We start from the raw sequence: 22,128 nt of genomic DNA on the forward strand, positions 1-22,128 counted from the left end.
GAGAGAAATTCAGGGAGGGGTCCGAAGGCCCCTCCCGTCAGGTCCGCCGACTTCTGCGGCTTCTAGAACCTGACGCCGAGATTTGCTTTGATGCTGTGATCGGAGATGCCTGAACCGAGCTGACCGGAATAGACGAAACCAAGCGTGGCATCAGGCGTGATGTCCAGATCAAGGCCAGCCTCGAGGATCAGTGCATCCTGAGCCAGCGGAACTCCAGCGACCGTGAAGGCGTCGCCGCCGGCAACGAATGTGTTGGAGGCCGTTGGAACGTCTCCAAAGGCGTGGCGCCAACCAATCATACCGGTAAGCTTAGCCGTGCTGGTCCCGCCCATGACCAATTCCGTCGAGGCCCTCAGTCCCAGGGTGGTGAAAGTGGCATTGATCACGTCGTCTGCTCCGGTGAGTGCGGCCGCGCCGCCATTCTCGGTGAACCCGTTGGTGGCATGGCTGACCCAGGCAAGGTTGGCAAAGGGCTCGAAGCGTGCAGAGTCAACATCCATGCCGTAGCTCACCTCGCCGAAAAGCTGACCGGTGGCGGCCGAGTAGCTTGACGACAGGCTATCGAAAAAGCCGGTAAAGGCAGCGGTGCGGTTCACCTCGAGATCGTGCCAGCTATAGGCCCCGCCGAACCGGGCGGCGAAGTCGTTCCATGCCGTGCCACCATAGGCACCGAGGTGATAGCTGTTAGCCGAGCCTGAAGAGGCGCGGTCGTCTACATTGAAGCCTGAGCGGCTGTAGCCGGCAAGCACACCGGCCTGCCAGCCATCGAACACTTCGCCGTCGGCGCCGATGAAGACGCCTCCAGTCGAGCGGTCGAGCGAGGCGGCGTTGCCATCGCTGTCGGTATGGCCGCTTGCGCCGAAGGCCTGGGTCCAGAAGCCGAGACCCTCGCTCGCGATACCCAAACGCGCAGCGGCAGCTTCGCGTACGAAACGGCTGTCCTCGATCAGGGCGGTCTTGGCAGAGGCATGGATCTCGCCGGAGATCGCATCGAAGGCGGCACGCGCTTCATCTTCTGTGCCCAGCACCGCGATGGCATTGAAGAGTTCGCCACCGCCGAGCGACTGGGCCCCGGCTGCCGCCGCGATCTGGTTCGGGGTCAACGCCGCGCTGTCGAAGTCAGCCGTCCGGGCGATGGTAAGGAAGACATCATTGGCGCCATAGGTAAGCGTCGGGGTGAGGAACAGAGACGCGGATGCGAAGTCGGCGCCATCGAATGCACCGCCAACACCGGCAGCAGCCGTCAGAATGGTGTATTGTGTGTCGATGGCGAAATCCGGGAAGGGTATAACTTCGACCGTACCGCCATTGAGCGTGGCCGTGCCGGTGGCATCGATGAGGTCGCTCTGGCCAAGGCTGTTTACTTCTACCTCATAGACCGATCCGGGATCGAAGGTGACATCACCCGCGACGTTCAGCGTGCCGATCGAATTGCCCGGCGCCACCGTGCTGCCATCAAGGGCGAAGACGGTCGCCACCGTGCCGGTTCCGCCGAGTGTGCCATTGCTGATCGACACGAACACGGAGTCCGCGATTGAGCCGTTGACGATCAGCGTCCCATTGGCGATTTGCGTCTCTCCCGTATAGGTGCTCACGCCGGACAGCGTGAGGGTACCCTCGCCGACCTTGCCGAGCGCGCCGCCAACGCCGGACAGGGTGCCGCTGAATTCGGTCGAAAGATCGTTCAGTCCGGTGAGGAGCCCCCTGTCGCCGAGAATGATATCACCAGCCCCCTCGATCGAGCCGACGGTCGTGCCGAAGGCAGGCAGAATTGCGCTGATGTCAACAGTGGCACCCGCGGCATTGATAAGACGCGCATAGCCAAGGGAGGCCGTATGGCTCAACTGGATCAACCCTTCGTTCACGATTGTCGCGTTGCCGGCGCTGCTGTCGTTGATCCATTGGATCGTCCCCGAATTCGTAATCGTTGCGTCGGCGGCGGTGCTGTTTCCGGCAAATCCCAAAAGCCCGTTGTTGTTAATTGTCGCATTGGCTGCGCTGCTGTTACCGAAGAACAGTGTTTCGGTTGCGAGTGCATTGTTGGAGATGGTCGCCGTTCCGGCCGTGCTGTTGTCCAGAAATCTTATTCGCCCGTCATTGCCAATCACTGCGCTGTCTGCGGTGCTGTCGTTGAGGAAGACCACCTCTCCCACCGCAGCATTTGTGATCGCCGCGCCGCCGGCCGCGCTGGAATCTTGAAACTCGAGAACACCGCCACCCTCGACGATCAGGGTTGCACTACTCGCGGTACTGGTATTGCTGAATTCGGTGGTGCCGGTGCCCGACGTCGTGATCGTTGCGCTGTCCGCGCTGGCGACACCGATGAACCGCGCAACGTTGTTGTTCGTGATCGCGGCGTTTCCAGCCGACCCGTGCTCGAAGCCCAGGATGCCATTGTTGGTTATGGTGGCATTGCCCGCACTGGCGTTTACGCCCCCAAAGCCCAGCTCGCCATTGTTGACGACTACCGCATCGCCTGCACTGCTGTCATTCAGGAAGCCCACCAAGCCACCGGCATTGTTTATAATGGTTTGCGTGCCGCCATTGATGACGATGCCCTCGCCATGAAAGAGCACCTGCTGATCGTTGGTGAAAACATAGTCGTCCGCGTTCGCGTTGAAGATCCAGCTGTCCACGTCCACGTCCAGCACGCCACCCGTTATGGATAGCGCGGTTATGGCGGACGGACCGAAAATGGCGGTGTCGCCCGCATTTACAGGCGCTTCGCCCGTATCCCAGTTTACGGCGCCGAAATAGTTGGTGCCCACGGGTGTCTCCAGCCACACCGAATCCACCGCCAAGGCCGGCGCTGCCGCCAGCATCGCGGCTAAGGACACCGCGATGGACAGCCCCGAGAGCATCAGGCCGTCGCGGAAGGAGCGCAGCGCGGTGCCCGCTGAGGTGGAGGAGATCTGTCGTAGAGCCGTCATGGACCGATTGCCTTTCATAATTTGGACTTGGCGGCCGCACCGCCTGGGGCCGCCTCAAGGGAGAGTCGGTTCGGGCATGTGCGCCGCGCGGGTTGCTCGCGAGGGCTACGGGTTTCCCCGTAACTCCTTGTTGGAGCAGCAATTGCGGCGGTGCGTGGGAATTGCAATGCGAATGCGAGACCCTCGGCGGCGTTGTCACGCTACGCGCAAATTCGAAGGCCCCGGCGTTACCGAGCGTGCAGGCCGACATGGAGGGTAAGAGGGCGAGGTGGTGCGCCTTGGCGAAGCGGTATGCGCTGATTCTCGGCCTGACCGGGGACCGGACCCCGGCACCTTGGCGCGCAAGCGGGCTTCCGGAAATAACGCGTAGGGAGACCGGGCGCCGCCCGGTCTCCCCAAAAAAGACGCTGCCGCGATCAGAATTTAAGGGCCAGGCCGACCGAAACGGTATGCATGGACAGATCGAAGTCGCGTTCTCCGAACACCGGGTCGAAATAGGTCTCGCTCCCGAGGCCGTAATAACGGTACTCCACGCGCCCTAGCCAATTGTCGTCGAACGCATGCTCGATCCCCAGACCTGCGGTCCAACCGCCATGCAAGGCGTAGCTGTTTGCGGGGACGCTTGGCAGGTCGATGTTGGCTTCGGCCGCCGCGATGCCGGCAGTGGCGAACAGGAGTGTCCGGTCGAGCGCAAGGCCCAGACGACCCCGCACCGAGCCGAACCAATCGACTGATGCCGCGCCCGGGATGTCATTGGCGCCCCACAGGAAGTCCGCATTGATCCAAGACGCGTTGATATCGCCCTCTATACCCACCGCGAGGGCATCGAGCTGGAGGTTGTATCCGGCATACGCACCGATGAACGGCCCGTTGAGGTCGATAGGCGCACCATCGAGCAGCAGGTCGGGGCCGGCGGTCTGCCCGAGCGTCGCAAAGCCATAGCCAACCTGGACGCCGACATAGGGGCCGGTCCAGTCATAAAAGACGAGCTCCGCCGGTGGCTCCGGCAGAGGCGGCAGGACGGTGATAGGGTCGGCGGCCCAAGCGGGTGTGGCCAGAACCAGGAACGCAACCGAGGTTGCCAGAGCGTTTCGAAGAGATGTCATACCTCACCCGTTCAAAATGGATCTTGGAAGAAGCGCCGTGGAACGCCACGCGATGGCGGCCTCCCACGGCGTGATGCATGGGAATATTACCAGCAGTTGCAGTGCGATAAGGAGATTGCAACGCTTACGGGGCGGCTGGGCATCGGTTGTCACCCGGCGCGCAAAAAGACAGCCTCATGCGACGCCTGGCGCGCAAAGCCATGGTGGAAAACCTTAAGGAGAAACCGGAATCAGCCGAGACCGACCCACCTGAACGGCGCATGATCTGCCGGGACGGCAGTGCGCGCTTGCAGCCTAACAGACGCCAGAGCACGCTGCTGGCTGGGCGTCAGATCGTAAACCCGCTCGAACGCCCGAATGAAGCTGGTGCGGTGGGAAAAGCCGTGCGCCTCGGCAATCTCGCCGATCGTCCTGCCGCGTTGCGCTGGATCCATCAACGCCTGGCGGGCGAGGCGCAACCGTTCGTTCTGGATATGGGTGGCGATGCCGCCATCCTCCTGGAAGAGATAGGAAAGCTTGCGCCGGCTGATGCCGAAATGCGCGGCAATTTTCTGAGGCGAAAGGTCCCGGTCGAGCGCGTGACTGCTGATATGTCGGCGAATGGCCTGCATCAGGGACTGATGTACGCCGTCCGCCGTTCGTTCCGCGATCATTCCGTTGATCGCCGCCGCTGACAGTTGCAAGACCGCCGGCATCAGCGCCTGCGCCTGTGTCACGGTGATCCGATGGGCATGGGATACCAGTGAATACATTTGGTCATGCAGCATTTTGACCAGGATGTTGTCGCCGCGAATGTGACGGATCGGATACGCGTCCGGCTCAATAAGAAGTGGTGCGAGCAATGGGCGTGGTATGGCAACGTGCAGGAAATCGATGTCGGTCAGCGCCATGCGTTGCGGATGGGTCATGTCCGCCACCAGCATATCCCCCGGCTCAAGTCGGCTGCCCGTCTCGGTATTCCGGCAAACCAGGCGCCCGCTCCTGAAGAAATGCAGCACATAGTGCTCGACATTGTGGCGGGCTATACAAAAGCGGGAGCGGTCGAAGGCCTGGGCCGTGATCTGCATATCGCCGATGGCGATCTTGTCCAGGACGAAGCTCTCGACGCGGGCATGGAAATCAATATCAGAGTCTTTACTGAGCCGCGCTTCGCAGATCGGCTCCAACTGTTCCTGCCAGTTTTCGACTGCAGTGCGTTGGGGTAGGATCGCGGTATCGAAAACCGAACGCGGAATGACCCGTCCGGCATTCACGTCTTCCCTTTGAATGGTCGGCTCTGACATCTCGTCCTCTTGGTTTTCGCGTCCACGTGCGCCTCCGGAGCACTTGGTGCGAATGGGCTAAAAATGACCTATCCATTTGATCGGCGAGGGGTGCGATAACGCATCTTTGTCCGCGCTCCTCCGCCCAACGGCGATCGCACGCTGTTGGCTGGGCGTGAGACTATAGGCGCGCTCGAAGGCGCGGATAAAACTGGTACGGTGAGCGAACCCATGGGCTTCGGCGATTTCAGCGATGGTTCGACCGCGCTGCGCAGGATCCATCAGTGCCAGGCGCGCCAGGCGCAGCCGCTCGCTCTGGATGCAGGTTGCGATGCCGCCATCTTCCTGGAACAGATAGGACAGTTTGCGCGGACTGATACCAAAATGAGAGGCAATTCGTTTCGGCGTCAACTCCGCTGCAAGCGCATGAACGCTTACATAACGGCGGATTGCTTGCTTGAGCGCCGAAGACACGCCGAGTCGGGTTTCGTCCCTGACGCCCCCGTTTATTGCCGCGGCAGCCATTTCGAGCAGCGCAGGCACCAGCGCTCCCGCCTGTTTCATGGTGATGTGGTGGCTTTCCGCATAGAGTGCATTCACATGGTCGTAGAGTAATTTGACCAGGATATTGTCGCCCGAGAAGTGCCGCAGTCCGCTCGCATCAGGCTCAGACAGGAGAGGCGCTAGCAGGGCGCGCGGCACGACAATATTCACCACATCCAGGTCGACAATAGCTACCAGTTCCGGGTTGGCCATATCGGCGAGCGTCATGTCCCCCGGTTTGACGGTCTCACCAACACCAGTTTTACGGCAGATCAGGCGCCCCTTCCGGTAGAAGTGGAGCATATAGTGGTCGATGCCGTCACGGGCGACACGGAACCTTGATCGGTCATAGGCATAGGTGGAATTCCGGACATTGCCCAGGACCAGCCTGTCGAGGATGACAGCCTCCGCGCGGACATGGAAGTATTCGGGTTCCTTTACCAGCCGTGCGTCGGCGAGATGGTCCAACTGCTCCTGCCAGAGTGCGAAAGCCTTTTGCGGCGGGAGTCCGCGCGTATCGAAAATGGACCTCGGGACCGGCTGTCCCGCAAGTGCCTGATCGGTATCACCTGCATGTTCTGACATTGGGTGCCCCCATAGATATTGGCGGATCCGCCCCCCTGGAATTACTCTCGCACACTCGCCTGTGCAAATATCAACTCAACAATACGTTCGCAGAACTTTTCAGCGCGACGATTATGGCCCCCCGAAGCTCGCAGCAATCTCATCAATCAGTGCGTCGTAGGTTTCGCGTTCCGAAAATTTGTACTTGATCTGCAGGCCATGGATAATGTTGTCGTCACCGAACACGAAGCGCTTGTAAAATAACCCTTCATCGGTCCATCCGGAAACAACCACCCAGCCATCCCCGGACGAGCGTTCGATAAATATCTCGCGATCACTCCATCCGGAAACGGTGATCAAATCATCTCCATCCCGGTAATGGGAAGTTTCAACATCAATGCCAACCCCGGAGGCACTCAACTCGGCAAACTCCTCAGGTGTTGCCTCGAGGGCGTTGTTCATAGCGAAAACGGCGAGGCTCGCGCCGTCGGGGGACAGAAACGTTATCCCTTCGCCGCGAGGCGGAGGCTCCATCGCTTCACGGAAGACCTCCGCCGGAAATGTCACAAACGTGCCAAAGCGGGCGTTCTCATACGTCAGGGTATCGGCATAGGCAGGGCCGGCGAAAGCGGCCACACCAGCAAGGATACCTCGGGGGAGGCAAAGTACGCTTGGACGGAAGCGCCGTCCCCTATTTCGTGACAATTGGTCGGTCAATCAAAGCGCCTCCTCACAAAGCACATTGATCTCATTATCTGGCTTCGCAGTTCTGGAGATCAATTTCGGCGATCTGGCCCTTCTCGTCGTACACTCGACCGCCTTGGGGCATTCCTCAGTATTCGCTGACCTCAAACGCCAAATGCAGTTCGACCTCAAAAAGTGCAATCGGTCCGCAAAGGTCGAGGAGCAACTGTCACACTGAGCGCAAAATGGCATTGAGATTTGTCGCGCTGCGCGCATGCGCTGTAACGACAAGCACGCGAGAATAACAATCGATCATTCACGCCGGGATTGGACCAAGGAACGTTATGCAGTCGCAAAGCCGCGCCGCGGTAGAACCAGTCGGGCAACACGAACTCCATGCCCTCGATGCGGCCATCGCGCGTGACGCATTCCTCCCATTCGTTGATCCAGGAGAACGCGTGCCGGCGCCAATGTCCGCCCTGGCGGATGATGGTCCGGACAGCGGTTGATTGCAGCCGCGTGAGCGCGCCCTTCAGCGGCTTGTAGTCACGCGAGCCGATTTCGCGGCCGATCGTCGACGCTCCGATAACTGCGAAGGCGAGCTGCCGGGTTTCGGACGGAATAGCCTGCTCTACGATGCCGCGCGTTGCTCAAAAGCCGGCAGGTGCGGCTGGAGCGACGACAGGCGAGCGCGGCGCGTGGCAGGGCCCTGCACCTCGCGCCGGCGCGGATAAGATGGTCCTGGCCCCAAATAGAGCTGGAAAATCGCACCGGCGCCGCACGATGCCGGTCCTCCGCACTGTTAAGTATCGCCATAGATCTTCAGCGCCTGCGACAATTGCATCGCAAAACGCGCCGAAGCGACCGGCAGGGTGCGGCCGCGCATTTGGCCGAGAATGAGATTGCCTGTCGGAAGGTCCTTCTCGGAGATCGGCCTGAACACGATCGCGCCATCCTGCTGATTTCGCAGGCCTATGGGGATCTGGAAGCCGATGACGTTCTCGTGCATCACGTAATGCCGGATCAGTTCGAAGCTTTCGGTCTCGACGACCGGCGATACACGTCGGGCGCCGCGGCGGGCGGCGAAGTCGAGCAAGTGGCGCACACCATATTTGTTCGACGGCGCGACATGCGGCGCATCGAGGCAATCGCGCAGCCGGATTTCGCTCTTTTCGGCCAGCGGATGATCGGCCCGCATGACGGCGTTTACCGGCTGCGGGGCAATGTGAAGTACCTCGAAATCCACCAGGTAGACCGGCTCGAACACCAGCACCAGATCGCTCGAATAGGTGGTCAGCTCCTGCTCGGCCTGCGCTCTGTCCCGCACATTGACGGTAAAGGTCACACCGGGGTGCTCGGCGCGGTAGCGGGCGATCTGTTCGGGCAGGAAATAGGGCAGCATGGCCTGGGAGCAGGCGATGGACACATGCCCGCGCCGCTCGCCCAGGAGATCGGCCACCTGACCCTGCACCCGCATCAGATCCGACTGCATCGTCCGGTAGTGGTGCAGGAGCAGTTCGCCGGCGGGGTTGAGCCGCACGCCACCAGGCAGGCGCTCGAATAATTCGGCGCCGAACTCCTCCTCGAAGGCGTTGATCCTTCGGGTAAGGGCGGACGCGGTGATGTTCATGTCCTCGGCGGCACGGCGCATGGAGCCGGCACGCGCCACGGCCTCGATCATCCGGAAATTCTGCAAGTGCTTCATCTCAGTCAGCTTTCTCGTCCCAGGATAGGCGCGGTGCATTTTTTGCACCGCATTGCTGAGAATGTAGCAGTTTGCGGAACCACAAAAAACTGCAAGCTGCGAACAGATTTCTCACCGCAGGGGTACGCACGATGTCGATTTCGAGACGCTCATTCCTTCAGACCGGCGCCGCGCTGATGGCTGGACTGCCGTTTGCCCGCGCCATTCCCGCCATGGCGGCGCCGCTCGATACGCTGGTGATCGCGACCGGGCAGACGATCAACAGCCTCGATCTGCACCGCACCGGCACCAATCGTCCGAGCTATCAGGTTGCCATCAACTGCTATGACCGGCTGATCTCCTTCGGTTCCAAGGAACTGGAGGACGGCAGCCTGTCCTTCGACTACTCCAAGATCGAGCCGGAGCTTGCCCAAAGCTGGACCATCTCGGAGGACGGGCTGACCATCACCTTCAAGCTCAAGCCCGATGCCGTGTTCTGGGATGGCCGCAAGGTGACGGCCGCCGACGTGAAATGGTCCTTCGACCGCGCCGTGTCCGTGGGCGGGTTCCCCAGCACGCAGATGCGGGCTGGCGGCTTCACCCGTCCGGACCAGTTCGAGGCGGTGGACGAGGAGACCTTCTTGGTCAAGCTCGACAAGCCGTCCAAGCTTTCCCTGCCGGACCTCGCTGTGCCAGTGCCCTTTATCATCAACTCCGAAGTTGCAATCGCCAATGCGACAGCGGAGGATCCATGGGCGATGGAGTATCTGCACACCAATCCGGCCGGCTCGGGCGCCTACAAGGTGGCACGCTGGGACAACGGCCAACAGATCGTATTCGAGCGGTTCGACGGTTGGGTCGGCGGTCCGTTGCCCGCGGTTGCCCGCGTGATCCAGCGCGAGGTGCCGAACCCTGCCACGCGCAGGGCGCTGATCGAGCGCGGCGACGTGCATGTATCTTTCGACATTCCCGACAAGGACGCGGCCGAACTCGCCGACAAGCTCACGGTCTATTCGACCCCCATCGCCAACACGATCCACGTGGTCGGCATCAACTACGATTTCGAACCCTTCCAGGACGCGAATGTGCGCAAGGCCATCGCCTATGCCATTCCCTACGAAGAGATTTTCCAGACCGCCGCCTATGGTCGTGGTGCACCGCTCTGGGGCGGGGATGCAGAAATCGCCGACACCGCCTGGCCGCGCAAATCGCCTTATTTCACCGATATCGAGAAGGCGAAGGAACTGATGGCGGCTTCGGGCTATCCCGACGGATTCTCGGTGCCGATGTCGATCAGCACCGATCTTTCGAGCTGGATGGAGCCAACCGCGCTTCTCATCCAGGAAGCCCTGGGCAAGATCGGCATCCTGGCTGAGATCGAGAAAATCCCAGGCGCGAACTGGCGCACGGCCGCGCTCGTGGAAAAGCGTCTGCCATTGCATCTGGAGAATTTCGGCGGCTGGCTCGACACACCAGACTACTACTTCTTCTGGGCCTATATGGAAGGGAACCTGTTCAACTCCTCCAACTACCTCAATGCGGAAGTGCAGGCGCTGACCGAGCAGACCCTGCCCATGGCACAGGATGATCCCGAATACCTGCCCAAGATCAGGCGCATGTTCGAGATCGCCTTCGAAGACCTGCCGCGCATCCCGCTCTACCAGCCGGCGCTCAACGTTGCCGTCAATGGTGCGGAAGGCTACGAGTTCTGGTTCCACCGCCAGCTCGACATACGCTCGCTCAAGGGCAGCGGGGAACTCTGAGCCATGGCAGGGCGGGGCGCAGCCATTCTCAACCGGGTCGCGCAAGCGATCCCGGTTGTCATCGGGGTGGTGATCATCAGCTTCCTGCTGACCCGTGCTTTGCCGGGCGACCCGGCCGTTCAGTTCGCCGGCGTTGCCGCAACACCTGAATCCATAGAGCAGGTGCGCGTGGCGCTCGGGCTCGACAAGCCGTTGTCCGAGCAGTTTGTCATCTATGTGGGGCAGTTGATCCAGGGGGATCTGGGACAATCCGTTTCCACCGGACGTCCCGTTTCGGTCGAACTCGCCTCACGCCTGCCGGCCAGCCTCGAACTAACGCTGACCGCGCTGGTGGTTTCCTGCCTCGTTGCCATTCCGCTTGGTGTGCTCGCCGCCACAAAGCCGGGAAGCTGGGTCGACCAGCTCTGCCGCATTCTGGTGACGGCGGGGGTCTCGCTGCCCACATTTTTCACCGGCATCGTGCTGGTCTATGTCTTCTACTACCTGCTGGGCGTGGCGCCCTCGCCATTGGGGCGGCTGGACTTCATCTATCTCGACCCGCCGCGTGTCACGGGTTTTTTCCTCATCGACGCCGCGCTCATCGGTGACTGGGAAACCTGGTTCGGGGCGTTGAAACAGCTGGTGCTGCCCGCCACCACGCTGGCCCTGTTCACCCTTGCGCCGATCGCCCGCATGACCCGCGCCGCCATGCTCTCGGCGCTCTCCGCCGATTTCGTGCGCACCGCGCGGGCGGCGGGATTGGGGCGGCAAAAAGTGCTTATTGGTTATGCCTTCCGCAACGCGCTCCTGCCCGTGGTCACAACGCTCGGCATGGTCTTCTCCTTCGTGCTCGGCGCAAACGTGCTGGTCGAGAAGGTATTCGCCTGGCCCGGCATAGGCTCCTACGCCGTCGAGGCGCTCGTCGTTTCCGATTACGCGGCGGTGCAGGGCTTCGTGCTCGCAATGGCGATGCTCTTTGTCCTGCTCAACCTCATCATTGATCTCACCTACACAGCGATCGATCCGCGCTTCGGGACCTCAGCCAAATGACCGAGACAATGGTTACGCCCGCCCAGAGCAAGCCAGGCGAACCGATACCGGGAGCAAAGCCGAAATCCGGTGCGTTGGCCCATACGCTTTATGTGCTGCGCGAAAATCCGGTGACCGCGATTTCCTTCGCCATGTTTGCCTTTTTCGTGCTGTCGGCGCTGATCGGGCCTTATGTAGTGCCGTACGATCCGCTGGCAACCAACGCGGAGATCGCCCTGCAGCCGCCTTCCGTCTTGCACTGGTTCGGCACGGACGCGCTGGGGCGGGACGTGTTCTCGCGGGTGATCGTGGCGACACGACTCGATCTCGTGATCTCGGTAGCGGCGGTGGCCATTTCCTTCGCCATCGGCTCGGTGCTCGGCGCGATCGCGGGTTATCGCGGCGGTTGGATCGACATTATCCTCAATCGCATCCTCGACACCATCATGGCCTTTCCGCTTTTCGTGCTTGCCATGGGCATTGTCGCGGCGCTCGGCAATTCGGTGGGCAATATCATCATCGCCACGGCGATCATCAACATTCCCTTTTATGCCAGGGTCGTGCGCGCGGAGGTGAACATCAGGCGCGAATCCGGGTTTGCACTCGCGGCCAAGCTTTCCGGCAATTCCGATGCGCGGGTTCTGGCCGTTCATATCTTCCCCAACGCGCTGCCGCCAATGATGGTGCAGGTCTCGCTCAATCTCGGCTGGGCCATCCTCAACGCGGCCGGGCTGAGTTTCATCGGCCTCGGCGTACGCCCGCCCACCCCGGAATGGGGGATCATGGTCGCGGAGGGCGCCAATTTCATCGTCTCGGGGGAGTGGTGGCTCGCCTTGTTCCCTGGGTTATGGCTGATGCTTGCTGTCTTCACCTTCAACCTGATGGGCGATGGTCTGCGCGATATTGTCGACCCGCGCCGGCGGACCTGAGGAGGACGGAATGCTGTCGATCACCGATTTTCACGTCGCCTTCAGGACCCGGCGGGGCGAAGTCAACGCAGTCAACGGCATCAGCTTCGAACTCGCGACCGGGGAGCGCCTCGGCATCGTGGGGGAAAGCGGCTCTGGCAAATCCGTCACCTCCTATGCCCTGATGCGCATTCTCGACGCCGGCGGGCGGATCAAGGCGGGCGAAGTCGTCTATGACGGCATCGACCTGCGCCGCGCGGCCGAAACGGACATGCGCGATATTCGCGGGCGGGAAATCTCCATGATCTTCCAGAATCCGCGCGCCGCGCTTAATCCGATCCGCAGGGTGGGACACCAGATCGAAGACGTGCTGCGCCAGCACGGGCGCGCTACGCGACACGATGCGAAGCAAAAGGCCATCGCAGCGCTGGAGGCGGTGAAGATCCGCGACGCGACCGCGCGCTACGAGGCCTATCCGTTCGAGCTTTCGGGCGGCATGTGTCAGCGCATCGTCATCGCCATCGCCCTCGCCTGCGATCCGAGACTGCTCATCGCCGACGAGCCGACGACCGGGCTCGACATCACAACCCAGAAGGCGGTGATGGACCTGATGAACGAGCTTGTCACCTCGCGTGGCATGTCATCCATTCTCATCACCCACGATCTCGGCCTTGCCTCTCAATATTGCGACCGCATCGTGGTCATGAAAGACGGGCTCATCGTGGAGGAGGGTGCGCCCGCGCACCTGTTCGCCCGGCCCGCTCACCCCTACACCCGCAAGCTCGTGGACGCGACGCCGCGCCGGGGCGCCTCGATCCGTTCGCTCTTGCCCGAGGCAGTGCGGAAACCGATTGCGCCCCATGTCGTAAAGGACACGCCGCTGATCGAGGTGAAGAACCTAGTGAAGACCTATCAGGGCAAGTCAGGGCCGGTGCACGCGGTCAAGGGCATCTCGTTCACCATACGCGAAGGCCAGAGCGTAGGGCTGGTGGGCGAGAGCGGCTGCGGCAAGTCCACGACATCCTCCATGCTGGTGCGCCTACTCGATGCGACCTCGGGAGAGATCCTTTATCGTGGCGAGGATCTGGCGAAGATCCCATCCTCCGGATTCTCCCGCAATCCGCTGCGGGCCAAAATCCAGATGGTCTTTCAGGATGCGACCGACAGCCTCAATCCGCGCCACACAGCCTGCATGACCATCGCCGAGCCGCTCAAGCGCATGGGGACGGTGAAGGGCCGGGCGCTGGACGCGCGCGTTGAGGACCTTGCGGGTTTGGTCGGGCTGCCGCTGCACCTGCTCGATCGCTTCCCACACCAGTTGTCGGGCGGTCAGAAGGCCCGGGTCGGGATCGCCCGTGCCATCGCGCCGGACCCAGACTTCCTCATACTCGACGAGCCCACCGCGGCGCTGGACGTATCCATCCAAGCGGTGGTGCTCAATCTTCTCGCCGACCTCAGGGCGCAGCTGGGGATAAGCTACCTCTTCGTCAGCCACGACCTCAACGTGGTGCGCCTGCTTTGCGACGAGGTGATCGTAATGAAGGCGGGCGAGGTGGTGGAGGCCGGTTCCGCCGAGCACGTAATGGACAACCCCCAACACGCGTACACCAAAGAACTGCTTTCCGCCGCCCCACAGGCGCCAAGGCGTAAGGCCGCATTCTGAGACGATTTGCAAGGACTTGACTATGCTATCTGAATTGCCGTTCACCCTATCGGCTCTGCGCCAGGCCTATGCCGAAGGGGTGCGCCCCGAAGATGTGATTGCCGAAGCCTTCCGCAGGCTCGATGCGGTGGCCGATCCCGGCATCTTCATCCACGAGGCGCGCGAAGCGGCATTGGCCGAAGCGCGTGCGCTGGGCACGCCCGACGGACGTCCGCTCTGGGGCATCCCCTATGCCGCAAAGGACAATATCGACGTTGCCGGCATGCCTACCACCGCGGCCTGTCCGGACTTCTCATACGAGCCGGCGGGGGATGCGTTCGTGGTGGCGCGCCTGCGGGCGGCGGGAGCGATTTGTCTGGGCAAGACCAATCTGGACCAGTTCGCAACCGGGCTTGTGGGCGTGCGCACGCCCTTTCCCATACCCAACAACGCGATCGATCCCGACATCGTGCCCGGCGGCTCCTCCGCCGGTTCGGCGGTCCTGGTGTCGCATGGCATAGCGTGCTTTGCCCTGGGCACGGATACCGCCGGTTCCGGCCGCGTGCCGGCGGCCCTGAACAATCTGGTGGGGCTCAAGCCCACCTTGGGCACACTGTCGGCCAGCGGCGTGGTGCCGGCCTGCCGCACGCTCGATACAATCTCGATTTTCGCGCTTACGGTCACCGACGCCTACGAGGTGTTCGAAACGGCATCGGCTTTCGATCCGGCAGACGCGTATGCCCGCGAAATTCGCACCGGCCCCCTGGCCGCGCTGTCTCCGGGGGTTGTCATCGCGATGCCGAATGCAGCAACGCTTGAGACGTTTGGCGATGCGGAGCAGGCAGCACATTTCAGCGCCACCATAGCTCGCCTGGAAGCTCGGGGCGCAATCGTGAAACCGATCGACCTGTCGCCCTTCTACGACGTGGCTCAAATGCTCTATGAGGGTGCCTGGGTCGCTGAACGCACGGCTGCCGTCGGCGCCCGGATCACCGAGGCGTCCGGTACCCTGCATCCGACCACGCTTGCCATCGTTTCGGGCGGTCTCGAAAAGTCCGCCGTGGACACCTTCAAGGGCATTTATCGCCTGCAGGAGCTCAGGCGCGTCTGTGAGCAATTGTTGGTAGGGGTGGATTTTCTCTGTGTGCCGACGGTCCCGACCTTCGTGACACGCGAGGAGATCGACGCCGATCCCATCGGTCCCAATTCCCGGCTCGGCACCTACACCAATTTCGTCAACCTGCTCGACATGTGCGGCATCGCGGTGCCGACAGGCGTGCGCGCCGATGGCCGGCCTGGCAACATAACCGTTCTCGCCCGTGCCGGCGAAGACGATCGCGCGGCCGGACTGGCGCTGATGATGGAGGCGGGCTTGCTCGGCGCAACGCGCTGGCCTCGGCCGGAGGTGGCTTTGGCTACCACCCGCTTGCGCGACGACGAGATCGCCGTTGCCGTTTGCGGCGCACACATGTCCGGGCTGCCGCTCAATTCCGAACTCACCTCGCGCGGCGGACGCCTTCTCCGCGCCACAGAAACGGCACCCGACTACACGCTCTACGCCCTGGCGGGAGGCCCGCCCTTCCGGCCGGGCATGGTTCGCACGGCGCCGGGCACCGGTACATCGATCTCCTTGGAGGTGTGGGCGCTGCCAAAACCCGCGTTCGGCAGTTTCATGGCCGGCATTCCCGCACCCCTCTGCATCGGCAGCGTCATGTTGGCAGACGGTACGAGCGTGAAGGGCTTTCTGTGCGAGCCAGCCGGCATCGAAGGGGCAACCGACATCAGCGCCCTTGGCGGCTGGCGAGCTTATCTGGCCCAAGGCAAACCCTCGAGAGCGGCTTCGGTCCGATGACACTTCGGCTGCGAAAAAGCAAAAGCGTCTGTCACCGGCCTGAGGCGAAGGTCAGAACCTGCTCGCAGTCTGGTGCGACGATCAGGACGAGACGGTAGCGACAATCTGGCAGAGGTTCTCTGGTGGCCGCCAGGGATGGAAGCAATTAAGCCGTTCCTCCCCGGCGAACAAGTCAGCGAAAGTGCGCTTTAGAAAGTTGGCTTCCAGCTTTAGAGGCCGAGCTCGATTGAGCGCATGAGGCTGCGTGCCTTGTCGCGCGCGTCGTGCGGCGTCAGGATGGGCCACGAGCCGATTTTGATCCGTTTCATATGGCCGTTGATGCGCTTGGAGACGTAGAACACCTTGCCGCTTGTGGCCGACACTCGCAGATGTAGGCCATCAGTTGAGTGGACACGCGGAGCTTAAGACCGAGCGTACCCAAGCAGAGCGCTTATGTCGTGATAACAGTCCGAAATGTCAGGGACACCCTCCGCCCTCGAGGGACTTTCTTGCCGTCAATCACATCCGACTTGCGAGCAGGGATACCATGCGTCCAGTTGAACCGGGCCTCGTCGTTCAGCACGAGCAGACCGCGTGGAGCAAGAGCCTGGGTAGATGACTGTCTGGAGTGGATATGTGAGAATTCCATCAAACACGTCGAGCCTAGGCTCAGGACCTATTAATTTCGTTTGAGATGTGATTCACGGCTTCCAACAGGAGGCCTTGATGGGTGATTTGTTTTTGCTGAGCGAGCGCCAGATGGCGCGGATATCTCCGTTCTTTCCGCTGTCGCATGGGGTGCCGCGGGTCGATGACCGACGGGTTGTGAGCGGCATCGTCTATGTGATCCGCAACGGTTTGCAGTGGAAGGATGCGCCGGCCGGCTACGGGCCGCACAAGACGCTCTACAACCGTTTCATCCGCTGGAGCCGGATGGGTGTCTTCGACCGCATCTTCGCCGGGCTCGCCGGCAAAGGGCCAAAACCCGAGCGCATCATGATCGACGCGACGCATCTCAAGGCTCACCGCACCGCGGCGAGCCTGCTCAAAAAGGGGCTGTTCCCCGTCGCATCGGGCGAACAAAGGGCGGACTGAACTCGAAGCTCCACACCGTTTGCGACGGTGAAGGTCGGCCGATCATCCTGCTCCTGTCGGAAGGCCAGATGAGCGATCACACGGGCGCCCGCCTCGTGCTCGACGCCTTGCCGCCGGCCTCCCATCTGATCGCCGATCGCGGCTACGACAGCGCCTGGTTCCGCCAGGAACTTCAAGCACGAGGCATCGAGCCCTGTATTCCCTCGAGCCGCAACCGCAAGGTCCCGTATGACTACAACAAGGCGCTCTACCGTCAGCGCCACAAGGTCGAGAACCTTTTCGCAAAGCTCAAGGACTGGAGGCGCATCGCAACCCGCTACGACCGATGCGCCCACACCTTCTTCTCGGCCATCTGCATCGCAGCAGCCGTCATCTTCTGGCTCTGATCAATGAGTCCTGAGCCTAGACTAAGCGACACGATAGTCTCGCCAAAACAAGGTTCGCAATCCACATGAGGGGCGATGCCCTGACCAGGCAAATATTCATTGACGATCACTTGGTCAGGTCGCACGTGGAAAATGCCGTCTTCCACCAGTCGGTCCGCAAGGGCAGATAGCCAATCAGGTAAAGGGCCAAGATAGGATTCGTTCGTTACACGTCGGGCCCTGTAGTCATAGCGAAAGCCGTCGTGCTGAACACGCCGCTTGAGATCTCCGAGCCACGTGGAATTGTCGATCGATCGCAAGAGCGCGAGTTCGTACGCCTCATCGACATAGTTCGGCACGTAACGAGCAGCGGGTGGCAACATTGGCGAATCTCACATTCAGCCACAAGCTAACAATCTATCGATGTCCCGTCATGGCAACTGCAATACCCTGGAACGGAAGTTTCGATACTTCGCCAACGAGATGAACTCGGCCACGCCGATGCGGCGCTCGTTACGCTCGACCTTGGCGGCGTAGTATTCCGGTACGATCCACATGTTTATGGTCAGCGCCATGCGTATCGGCTGGAGCAGCTGTAATCACCTGGAAATGGTGGAGGTGCTCGAAGCGCGTGATGCCGAGAGCCTGCAGCTCGATATTCAGCGCCATCTAACGAACTGGCGGAAAGTATCTGCCGGGCTGCAGGGCCATTGACCTATCGATGGAAAGTCGGCCGTCTGGTTCGCTGAGCTGCTGGCGCTCCTCGAGGTTACAATCCGATCATAACAGGGCAAAGTGTCCGTACCAGTAGAGTGAGGGCCTTCCGTCTATAAACGATCCTTGATCATTTGCGATGCGCCGCTGACGTCACCCAGTTTTTCACCGGCCCTGAGGCGTGCGATGAGGCCGATTTCCGCGCTTTGCATGTCGAGTGCACGGTCCGCCACCGCCTCGGCATGTTCTGGCGAAAGGACAACTACGCCGCTTTCGTCGGCCAAAATGGCGTCGCCCGGCGCGACCGATACACCGCCGCAGGCGATCGGCGTGTTGAAGCTGCCGGACTGGGCATAAAGCTTGGTCGTGATCGAGGACCGGCCGCGGCTCCAGACCGGGAAGGCATTGGCGACGATCTCGTTGACGTCGGTCACCGGGCCGTCGATCACCGCCCCGGCAAAGCCGCATAATGCCGCCGCGTTGGTCACGACGCCACCCCAGCATGCGTGGCGCGTGTCGCCCGAGCGGTCGATGACGAGGATGTCTGTGGGCCGGAGCGTTGAAACGACATCATGCAGGAGCGTCGAATCGTTGGCCGCCAGCCGCAACGTGACTGCCGTGCCTGCGATTCTCCTGCCCGGATCGATCGCGGCAATGGCGCTGTCCATGAAGGCCGAATGCAGGAAGTGTCCGACGGTAGCTGTTTCGACTTGCCGGAGTTTTGCAAGCAGCGCATCAGGCAGGCTTTCGGGCAGAGGGTTTTTGATAAAATCTTTCACTTTTCTTTCCTTATCGGGCTGAGCGTTGGGGCAATTGGTCGATCACCGATGCAAGACCAGCCATCAGCACCTGATGCTCGGCAGCGATCACGCGAACAGAGGCGCCTTCATCGATTGCGAACCGTTGTTCCTGAGGTTTCCAAGCGGGTATCCACCACGGCTTGCCGGCAGATTTGGCGGACCGTGCGATATGAGAGATGTCGGCGCGGTCTGCGTCGGTGAACGCGTAGGTCTCGCGTCCCCGCGTGAGTGCGAGATCGAACGGGCCGACGAAAACGCCGTCGACGCAATCGTGCGCGAGGATCGCGTCGATATCGTCGAACGCATGTGCGGTTTCGATCATGGGCAGGCAGAGAACGTCCCGATCGCACCGCGCGAAATAGCCGGCATCCGGCGCGGTGAACCGCGCGGAACGTCCGGCGGCATAACTGCGGGTGCCGCGAGGCGGGAATTTGGCCGTTTCCAGCGCGGCGTGGCACTCTTCGAGCCGGCCACAATGGGGAACGATCACGCCATCGACGTCGAGGTCGAGGGCGCGCTGCACCCAGACCGGTTCGGGGCCTTCGACCTTGAAGAACACGCTGAGCCCGATGGCACGAGCGGCAACGACGAGCGCCTCGCGCCGGTCGGGGGAAAAGGCGTTGTGTTCGACGTCGCACACGACGCGCTTGAAGCCGGCATTGGCCGCGATCTCAAGGAAATCGAGATTGGGCGTGCTCATCCAAAATGCGTAATCCTCAAGCATCGGCTTGGTCCAGCACGTGATGGGTGTTGGACGGCAGGATGGTGCGGATATGCCGGGCGTAGTCGAAGTCGATGTCCGCCAGTATCACGCCCGGTTTGCCCGAGGCGCGGGCAACGATCGTACCCCAGGGATCGATCACCATCGAATTGCCGTAGCAGGCACGCTCGCCGGCCGCTTCTCGGTGGAAGCCGACCTGTCCGGCGGCGATGACCCAGCTCTGGGTTTCGATGGCGCGGGCGCGCAAGAGCGCTTCCCAATGGTCCTTGCCGGTCTCCATGTTGAAGGCGGCCGGGACCATGATGACGTCGCAGCCATTGCGCATGTGCCGCAGATAAAGCTCGGAAAACCGCATGTCATAGCAGATCGAGCACCCGAACTTGCGGCCCTTATGGGTGAAATCGACGATAGCGTTGCCGCGGTCGATGACGTCGGATTCGCGGAAGACATGACCGCCGGGCGTTTCGACGTCGAACAGGTGGATCTTGCGGTAGCGCGCGCGTTCGGCGCCGTCCGGGCCGAAGATCACGCTGGTGTTGTAGTACTTGTCGCCCTCGCGCTCGATCATCGAGCCGGTATGGAGGGCAACACCGTAGGTTTTCGCCAACTCTTGCAGGGCGCGATAGCCTTCGCCATCGGGGAAGATCTCCGCTGCGGCCCATTGCACCTCCCTGAGCCCGCCCAGGAACGTTGAATATTCCGGCAATGCGATAAGATCCACGCTTTGCCCGGCGATCCTTTCTGCGAACAAACGTGTGATCGTGGCGATATTTTCCGATTTGTCGTCGCGGGAATTGAGCTGCATCAGGGCAACACGCACGGGCTTCTCCTCTAAATGGGCGGAACTGAACGATCTCATAATGCGCTATTGACGCGCGATCTTCAATGTGAAATGTTTTTTGAGCATTTAAAAAACACGAGGGGTGTTATGAAGCTCGCAATGCTTACGGGGAACATCGCGTTGTCGGTCCTGGCAATCGGCGCCGCATCGGCGGCCATGGCCGACACGCTCAATGTCCAGCTATCGTCCGATATCCGAAGCTCCCAGCCGGGTATCAACCGCGATGCCATCACGGATTCGGTTATGCTCAACGTCGTCGAAGGGCTCGTTGCTGCCGGCGAGGGCGGGGATATCCAGCCGATGCTGGCCGAAAGCTGGGCGGTGTCGGACGACCGCACGGTTTATACGTTCACGCTGCGGGACGATGTGGTCTTCCACAACGGCGCGCCGTTGACCGCCGAGGACGTGAAATGGAGCTGGGAAAAGCTGCTCAGCAATCCTGATTACAACTGCAACGTCTTTTTTGACGGTAGCCGGGGCACGCAGATCGTCGGCATCGATATCCTCGACACGCACACGGTCGCGTTCGAACTCAATGCACCCGATGAGATGCTGCTCACCTATATGGCGCAGCCGCAATGCGGTGCCGCTGCAATCGTGCATCGCGACTCATTCAACGAAGACGGCACCTGGGACCGCCCCATTGGCACCGGTCCGTTCGTTTTCGACGAGTGGACGCGTGGCGAAAGCGTGCATTTGGTCAAGTTCGAAGACTATGCGCTTACCGGAACCGGTATCGACGGCTATGGCGGGCGCAAGGAAGTGCTGGTTGACGACGTGAATCTCGTCGTCGTGCCGGACAATTCGGCCGCTGTGGCCGGCTTGCGTAGCGGAGACCTCGATATCCTGCCCTATGTGCCGCCCAGCGAGGCCGCCGAGCTTGCCGGTGACGATGCCTTCCAGCTCGTTTCCGAGCCGCATGGCGGGCTCGTGACCATGCTGTTCCAGACGCAAGACCCGGTCATGTCGCATCCAGCCATGCGCAAAGCGTTTGCGACTGCGCTCGATGTTCCGCAGATCGTCGATGCGGTGATGTACGGCCTGGGCGTACCCAACAATTCGCTGGTCGCTACGGGGTCGCTCTACCACACCGAGCATCATGACCAAGGGTATGAATACAATCCCGCCGCGGTTCCCGCGCTGCTGGAAGAAGCGGGGTACAATGGTGAGGAAATCACCATCCTCACCAACCGCCGGTCGGCGATAAGCTACGACGTCGCCGTGATCGCTCAAGCCATGCTCCAGGCCGCTGGGATCAATTCCAAGATCGAAGTGCTCGAATGGGCGAGCCAGCTCGACCGCTTCCGTTCGGGCAACTATCAGGTTATGGCGTTCAACTATTCGAACCGCGCCGACCCGGCTTTGGCCTATAATGCCGTGACCGCCTCAAAGGAGGAGCGTGCGAATGCCATTTGGGACAATCCCGAAGCCATAGCGCTCTTGAATGCGGTTCTTCAGGAACCCGAACAGGCAGAACGTCAAGAGCTTTTCGACCGTTTGCATACGCTGTTCCTGGAGGACGTTCCGCTTCTGATGCTGGCCAATGGGCTGGATGTCGGCGTGGCAGCGGACAACGTAACGGGCTACCGCACGTGGCACGGCTTTGCCCGGCTCTGGGGCGTTGGCCTTACCGAATAGAACCTTCCAGCCCTGATGCTCCCGCGCTT

At 61.4% G+C, this 22,128-nt stretch carries 19 protein-coding genes and 2 pseudogenes; 7 read left to right on the top strand and 14 right to left on the bottom strand.

The features are described 5' to 3' along the window. Positions 1 to 62: 62 nt before the first annotated feature. From LG281_RS14555 to LG281_RS14585, 7 genes and pseudogenes are all read right to left on the bottom strand, one after another. A complete protein-coding gene (locus LG281_RS14555; RefSeq protein WP_404401916.1) occupies positions 63 to 2,930 on the bottom strand; it encodes an autotransporter domain-containing protein in 2,868 nt (955 codons plus the stop codon). A gap of 416 nt (positions 2,931 to 3,346) precedes the next feature. After that, positions 3,347 to 4,036, bottom strand: coding sequence for an outer membrane protein (locus tag LG281_RS14560; protein ID WP_404401918.1), 690 nt, complete (start codon positions 4,034 to 4,036; stop codon positions 3,347 to 3,349). Between the two features lie 230 nt (positions 4,037 to 4,266). After that, positions 4,267 to 5,319: a helix-turn-helix domain-containing protein gene (locus LG281_RS14565; RefSeq protein WP_404401920.1), complete on the bottom strand. Its 1,053-nt coding sequence runs from the start codon at positions 5,317 to 5,319 to the stop codon at positions 4,267 to 4,269. 57 nt (positions 5,320 to 5,376) lie between these two features. Next, the gene (locus LG281_RS14570; RefSeq protein ID WP_404401922.1) at positions 5,377 to 6,309 is read right to left on the bottom strand and encodes a helix-turn-helix domain-containing protein; all 933 of its coding nucleotides are present in this window, start codon (positions 6,307 to 6,309) and stop codon (positions 5,377 to 5,379) included. A gap of 228 nt (positions 6,310 to 6,537) precedes the next feature. Next, complete coding sequence (locus LG281_RS14575) at positions 6,538 to 7,122, bottom strand: hypothetical protein (RefSeq protein ID WP_404401924.1); 585 nt, start codon at positions 7,120 to 7,122, stop codon at positions 6,538 to 6,540. 329 nt (positions 7,123 to 7,451) lie between these two features. Further along, positions 7,452 to 7,661, bottom strand: a pseudogene (locus tag LG281_RS14580) (replication initiator protein A); the annotation flags it as partial. A gap of 230 nt (positions 7,662 to 7,891) precedes the next feature. Next, entirely contained in the window at positions 7,892 to 8,794 is a 903-nt protein-coding gene (locus LG281_RS14585) for a LysR family transcriptional regulator (protein WP_404401926.1), read from the bottom strand. A 131-nt stretch (positions 8,795 to 8,925) separates the two neighbouring features. Here LG281_RS14585 and LG281_RS14590 point away from each other — a divergent pair, with 131 nt between their 5' ends. The 5 genes from LG281_RS14590 to atzF are packed head-to-tail and all read left to right on the top strand — an operon-like array spanning position 8,926 to position 15,946. Next, positions 8,926 to 10,536 carry an ABC transporter substrate-binding protein gene (locus tag LG281_RS14590; RefSeq protein ID WP_404401928.1) on the top strand — a complete coding sequence of 537 codons (1,611 nt, stop codon included), beginning with the start codon at positions 8,926 to 8,928 and terminating at the stop codon, positions 10,534 to 10,536. A 3-nt stretch (positions 10,537 to 10,539) separates the two neighbouring features. Then, the gene (locus LG281_RS14595; protein ID WP_404401930.1) at positions 10,540 to 11,565 is read left to right on the top strand and encodes an ABC transporter permease; all 1,026 of its coding nucleotides are present in this window, start codon (positions 10,540 to 10,542) and stop codon (positions 11,563 to 11,565) included. Then, a complete protein-coding gene (locus LG281_RS14600) occupies positions 11,562 to 12,473 on the top strand; it encodes an ABC transporter permease (protein WP_404401932.1) in 912 nt (303 codons plus the stop codon). The genes LG281_RS14595 and LG281_RS14600 overlap by 4 nt, the downstream gene beginning before the upstream one ends. A gap of 10 nt (positions 12,474 to 12,483) precedes the next feature. Next, the gene (locus tag LG281_RS14605; RefSeq protein ID WP_404401934.1) at positions 12,484 to 14,115 is read left to right on the top strand and encodes a dipeptide ABC transporter ATP-binding protein; all 1,632 of its coding nucleotides are present in this window, start codon (positions 12,484 to 12,486) and stop codon (positions 14,113 to 14,115) included. Between the two features lie 22 nt (positions 14,116 to 14,137). Beyond that, on the top strand, positions 14,138 to 15,946 hold the full coding sequence (gene atzF, locus LG281_RS14610) for an allophanate hydrolase (RefSeq protein ID WP_404401936.1): 1,809 nt from the start codon (positions 14,138 to 14,140) through the stop codon (positions 15,944 to 15,946). A 209-nt stretch (positions 15,947 to 16,155) separates the two neighbouring features. Here the strand turns inward: atzF and LG281_RS14615 are convergent. Together LG281_RS14615 and LG281_RS14620 are read right to left on the bottom strand one after the other, a co-directional pair. Next, positions 16,156 to 16,326 (bottom strand): annotated as a pseudogene (locus LG281_RS14615) (Arm DNA-binding domain-containing protein); the annotation flags it as partial. Between the two features lie 50 nt (positions 16,327 to 16,376). Further along, complete coding sequence (locus tag LG281_RS14620) at positions 16,377 to 16,598, bottom strand: alpha-ketoglutarate-dependent dioxygenase AlkB (protein ID WP_404406760.1); 222 nt, start codon at positions 16,596 to 16,598, stop codon at positions 16,377 to 16,379. 53 nt (positions 16,599 to 16,651) lie between these two features. Here LG281_RS14620 and LG281_RS14625 point away from each other — a divergent pair. Next, a protein-coding gene (locus LG281_RS14625) for an IS5 family transposase (RefSeq protein ID WP_404400528.1) occupies positions 16,652 to 17,406 on the top strand; the annotation gives its coding sequence in 2 pieces (ribosomal slippage) (positions 16,652 to 16,985 and positions 16,985 to 17,406; 756 coding nt in all). Here LG281_RS14625 and LG281_RS14630 read toward each other — a convergent pair. From LG281_RS14630 to LG281_RS14650, 5 genes are all read right to left on the bottom strand, one after another. After that, on the bottom strand, positions 17,337 to 17,768 hold the full coding sequence (locus tag LG281_RS14630; protein ID WP_404401938.1) for an alpha-ketoglutarate-dependent dioxygenase AlkB: 432 nt from the start codon (positions 17,766 to 17,768) through the stop codon (positions 17,337 to 17,339). The genes LG281_RS14625 and LG281_RS14630 overlap by 70 nt on opposite strands. A gap of 48 nt (positions 17,769 to 17,816) precedes the next feature. Next, complete coding sequence (locus LG281_RS14635) at positions 17,817 to 17,960, bottom strand: hypothetical protein (RefSeq protein ID WP_404401940.1); 144 nt, start codon at positions 17,958 to 17,960, stop codon at positions 17,817 to 17,819. Positions 17,961 to 18,212: 252 nt separating this feature from the next. Continuing rightward, entirely contained in the window at positions 18,213 to 18,878 is a 666-nt protein-coding gene (locus LG281_RS14640) for an RraA family protein (protein ID WP_404401942.1), read from the bottom strand. 10 nt (positions 18,879 to 18,888) lie between these two features. Further along, positions 18,889 to 19,599 carry an HpcH/HpaI aldolase/citrate lyase family protein gene (locus tag LG281_RS14645; RefSeq protein ID WP_404401944.1) on the bottom strand — a complete coding sequence of 237 codons (711 nt, stop codon included), beginning with the start codon at positions 19,597 to 19,599 and terminating at the stop codon, positions 18,889 to 18,891. A 16-nt stretch (positions 19,600 to 19,615) separates the two neighbouring features. Further along, complete coding sequence (locus LG281_RS14650; protein ID WP_404401946.1) at positions 19,616 to 20,440, bottom strand: carbon-nitrogen hydrolase family protein; 825 nt, start codon at positions 20,438 to 20,440, stop codon at positions 19,616 to 19,618. Between the two features lie 108 nt (positions 20,441 to 20,548). Between LG281_RS14650 and LG281_RS14655 the strand changes: the two genes are divergently transcribed. Beyond that, on the top strand, positions 20,549 to 22,099 hold the full coding sequence (locus tag LG281_RS14655; protein WP_404401948.1) for an ABC transporter substrate-binding protein: 1,551 nt from the start codon (positions 20,549 to 20,551) through the stop codon (positions 22,097 to 22,099). Positions 22,100 to 22,128: the final 29 nt, after the last annotated feature.

Source organism: Pelagibacterium halotolerans, from assembly GCF_044811015.1.
In the GTDB taxonomy this organism is placed as follows: Bacteria; Pseudomonadota; Alphaproteobacteria; order Rhizobiales; family Devosiaceae; genus Pelagibacterium; species Pelagibacterium halotolerans_A.

Excerpts from the sequence above, each read along its gene's own strand:
- LG281_RS14555 (WP_404401916.1), bottom strand. The coding sequence starts at position 2,930 with ATGACGGCTCTACGACAGATCTCCTCCACCTCAGCGGGCACCGCGCTG.
- LG281_RS14560 (WP_404401918.1), bottom strand. The coding sequence starts at position 4,036 with ATGACATCTCTTCGAAACGCTCTGGCAACCTCGGTTGCGTTCCTGGTT.
- LG281_RS14565 (WP_404401920.1), bottom strand. The coding sequence starts at position 5,319 with ATGTCAGAGCCGACCATTCAAAGGGAAGACGTGAATGCCGGACGGGTC.
- LG281_RS14585 (WP_404401926.1), bottom strand. The coding sequence starts at position 8,794 with ATGAAGCACTTGCAGAATTTCCGGATGATCGAGGCCGTGGCGCGTGCC.
- LG281_RS14590 (WP_404401928.1), top strand. The coding sequence starts at position 8,926 with ATGTCGATTTCGAGACGCTCATTCCTTCAGACCGGCGCCGCGCTGATG.
- LG281_RS14595 (WP_404401930.1), top strand. The coding sequence starts at position 10,540 with ATGGCAGGGCGGGGCGCAGCCATTCTCAACCGGGTCGCGCAAGCGATC.
- LG281_RS14600 (WP_404401932.1), top strand. The coding sequence starts at position 11,562 with ATGACCGAGACAATGGTTACGCCCGCCCAGAGCAAGCCAGGCGAACCG.
- LG281_RS14605 (WP_404401934.1), top strand. The coding sequence starts at position 12,484 with ATGCTGTCGATCACCGATTTTCACGTCGCCTTCAGGACCCGGCGGGGC.
- atzF (WP_404401936.1), top strand. The coding sequence starts at position 14,138 with ATGCTATCTGAATTGCCGTTCACCCTATCGGCTCTGCGCCAGGCCTAT.
- LG281_RS14630 (WP_404401938.1), bottom strand. The coding sequence starts at position 17,768 with ATGTTGCCACCCGCTGCTCGTTACGTGCCGAACTATGTCGATGAGGCG.
- LG281_RS14635 (WP_404401940.1), bottom strand. The coding sequence starts at position 17,960 with ATGGCGCTGACCATAAACATGTGGATCGTACCGGAATACTACGCCGCC.
- LG281_RS14645 (WP_404401944.1), bottom strand. The coding sequence starts at position 19,599 with ATGAGCACGCCCAATCTCGATTTCCTTGAGATCGCGGCCAATGCCGGC.
- LG281_RS14655 (WP_404401948.1), top strand. The coding sequence starts at position 20,549 with ATGAAGCTCGCAATGCTTACGGGGAACATCGCGTTGTCGGTCCTGGCA.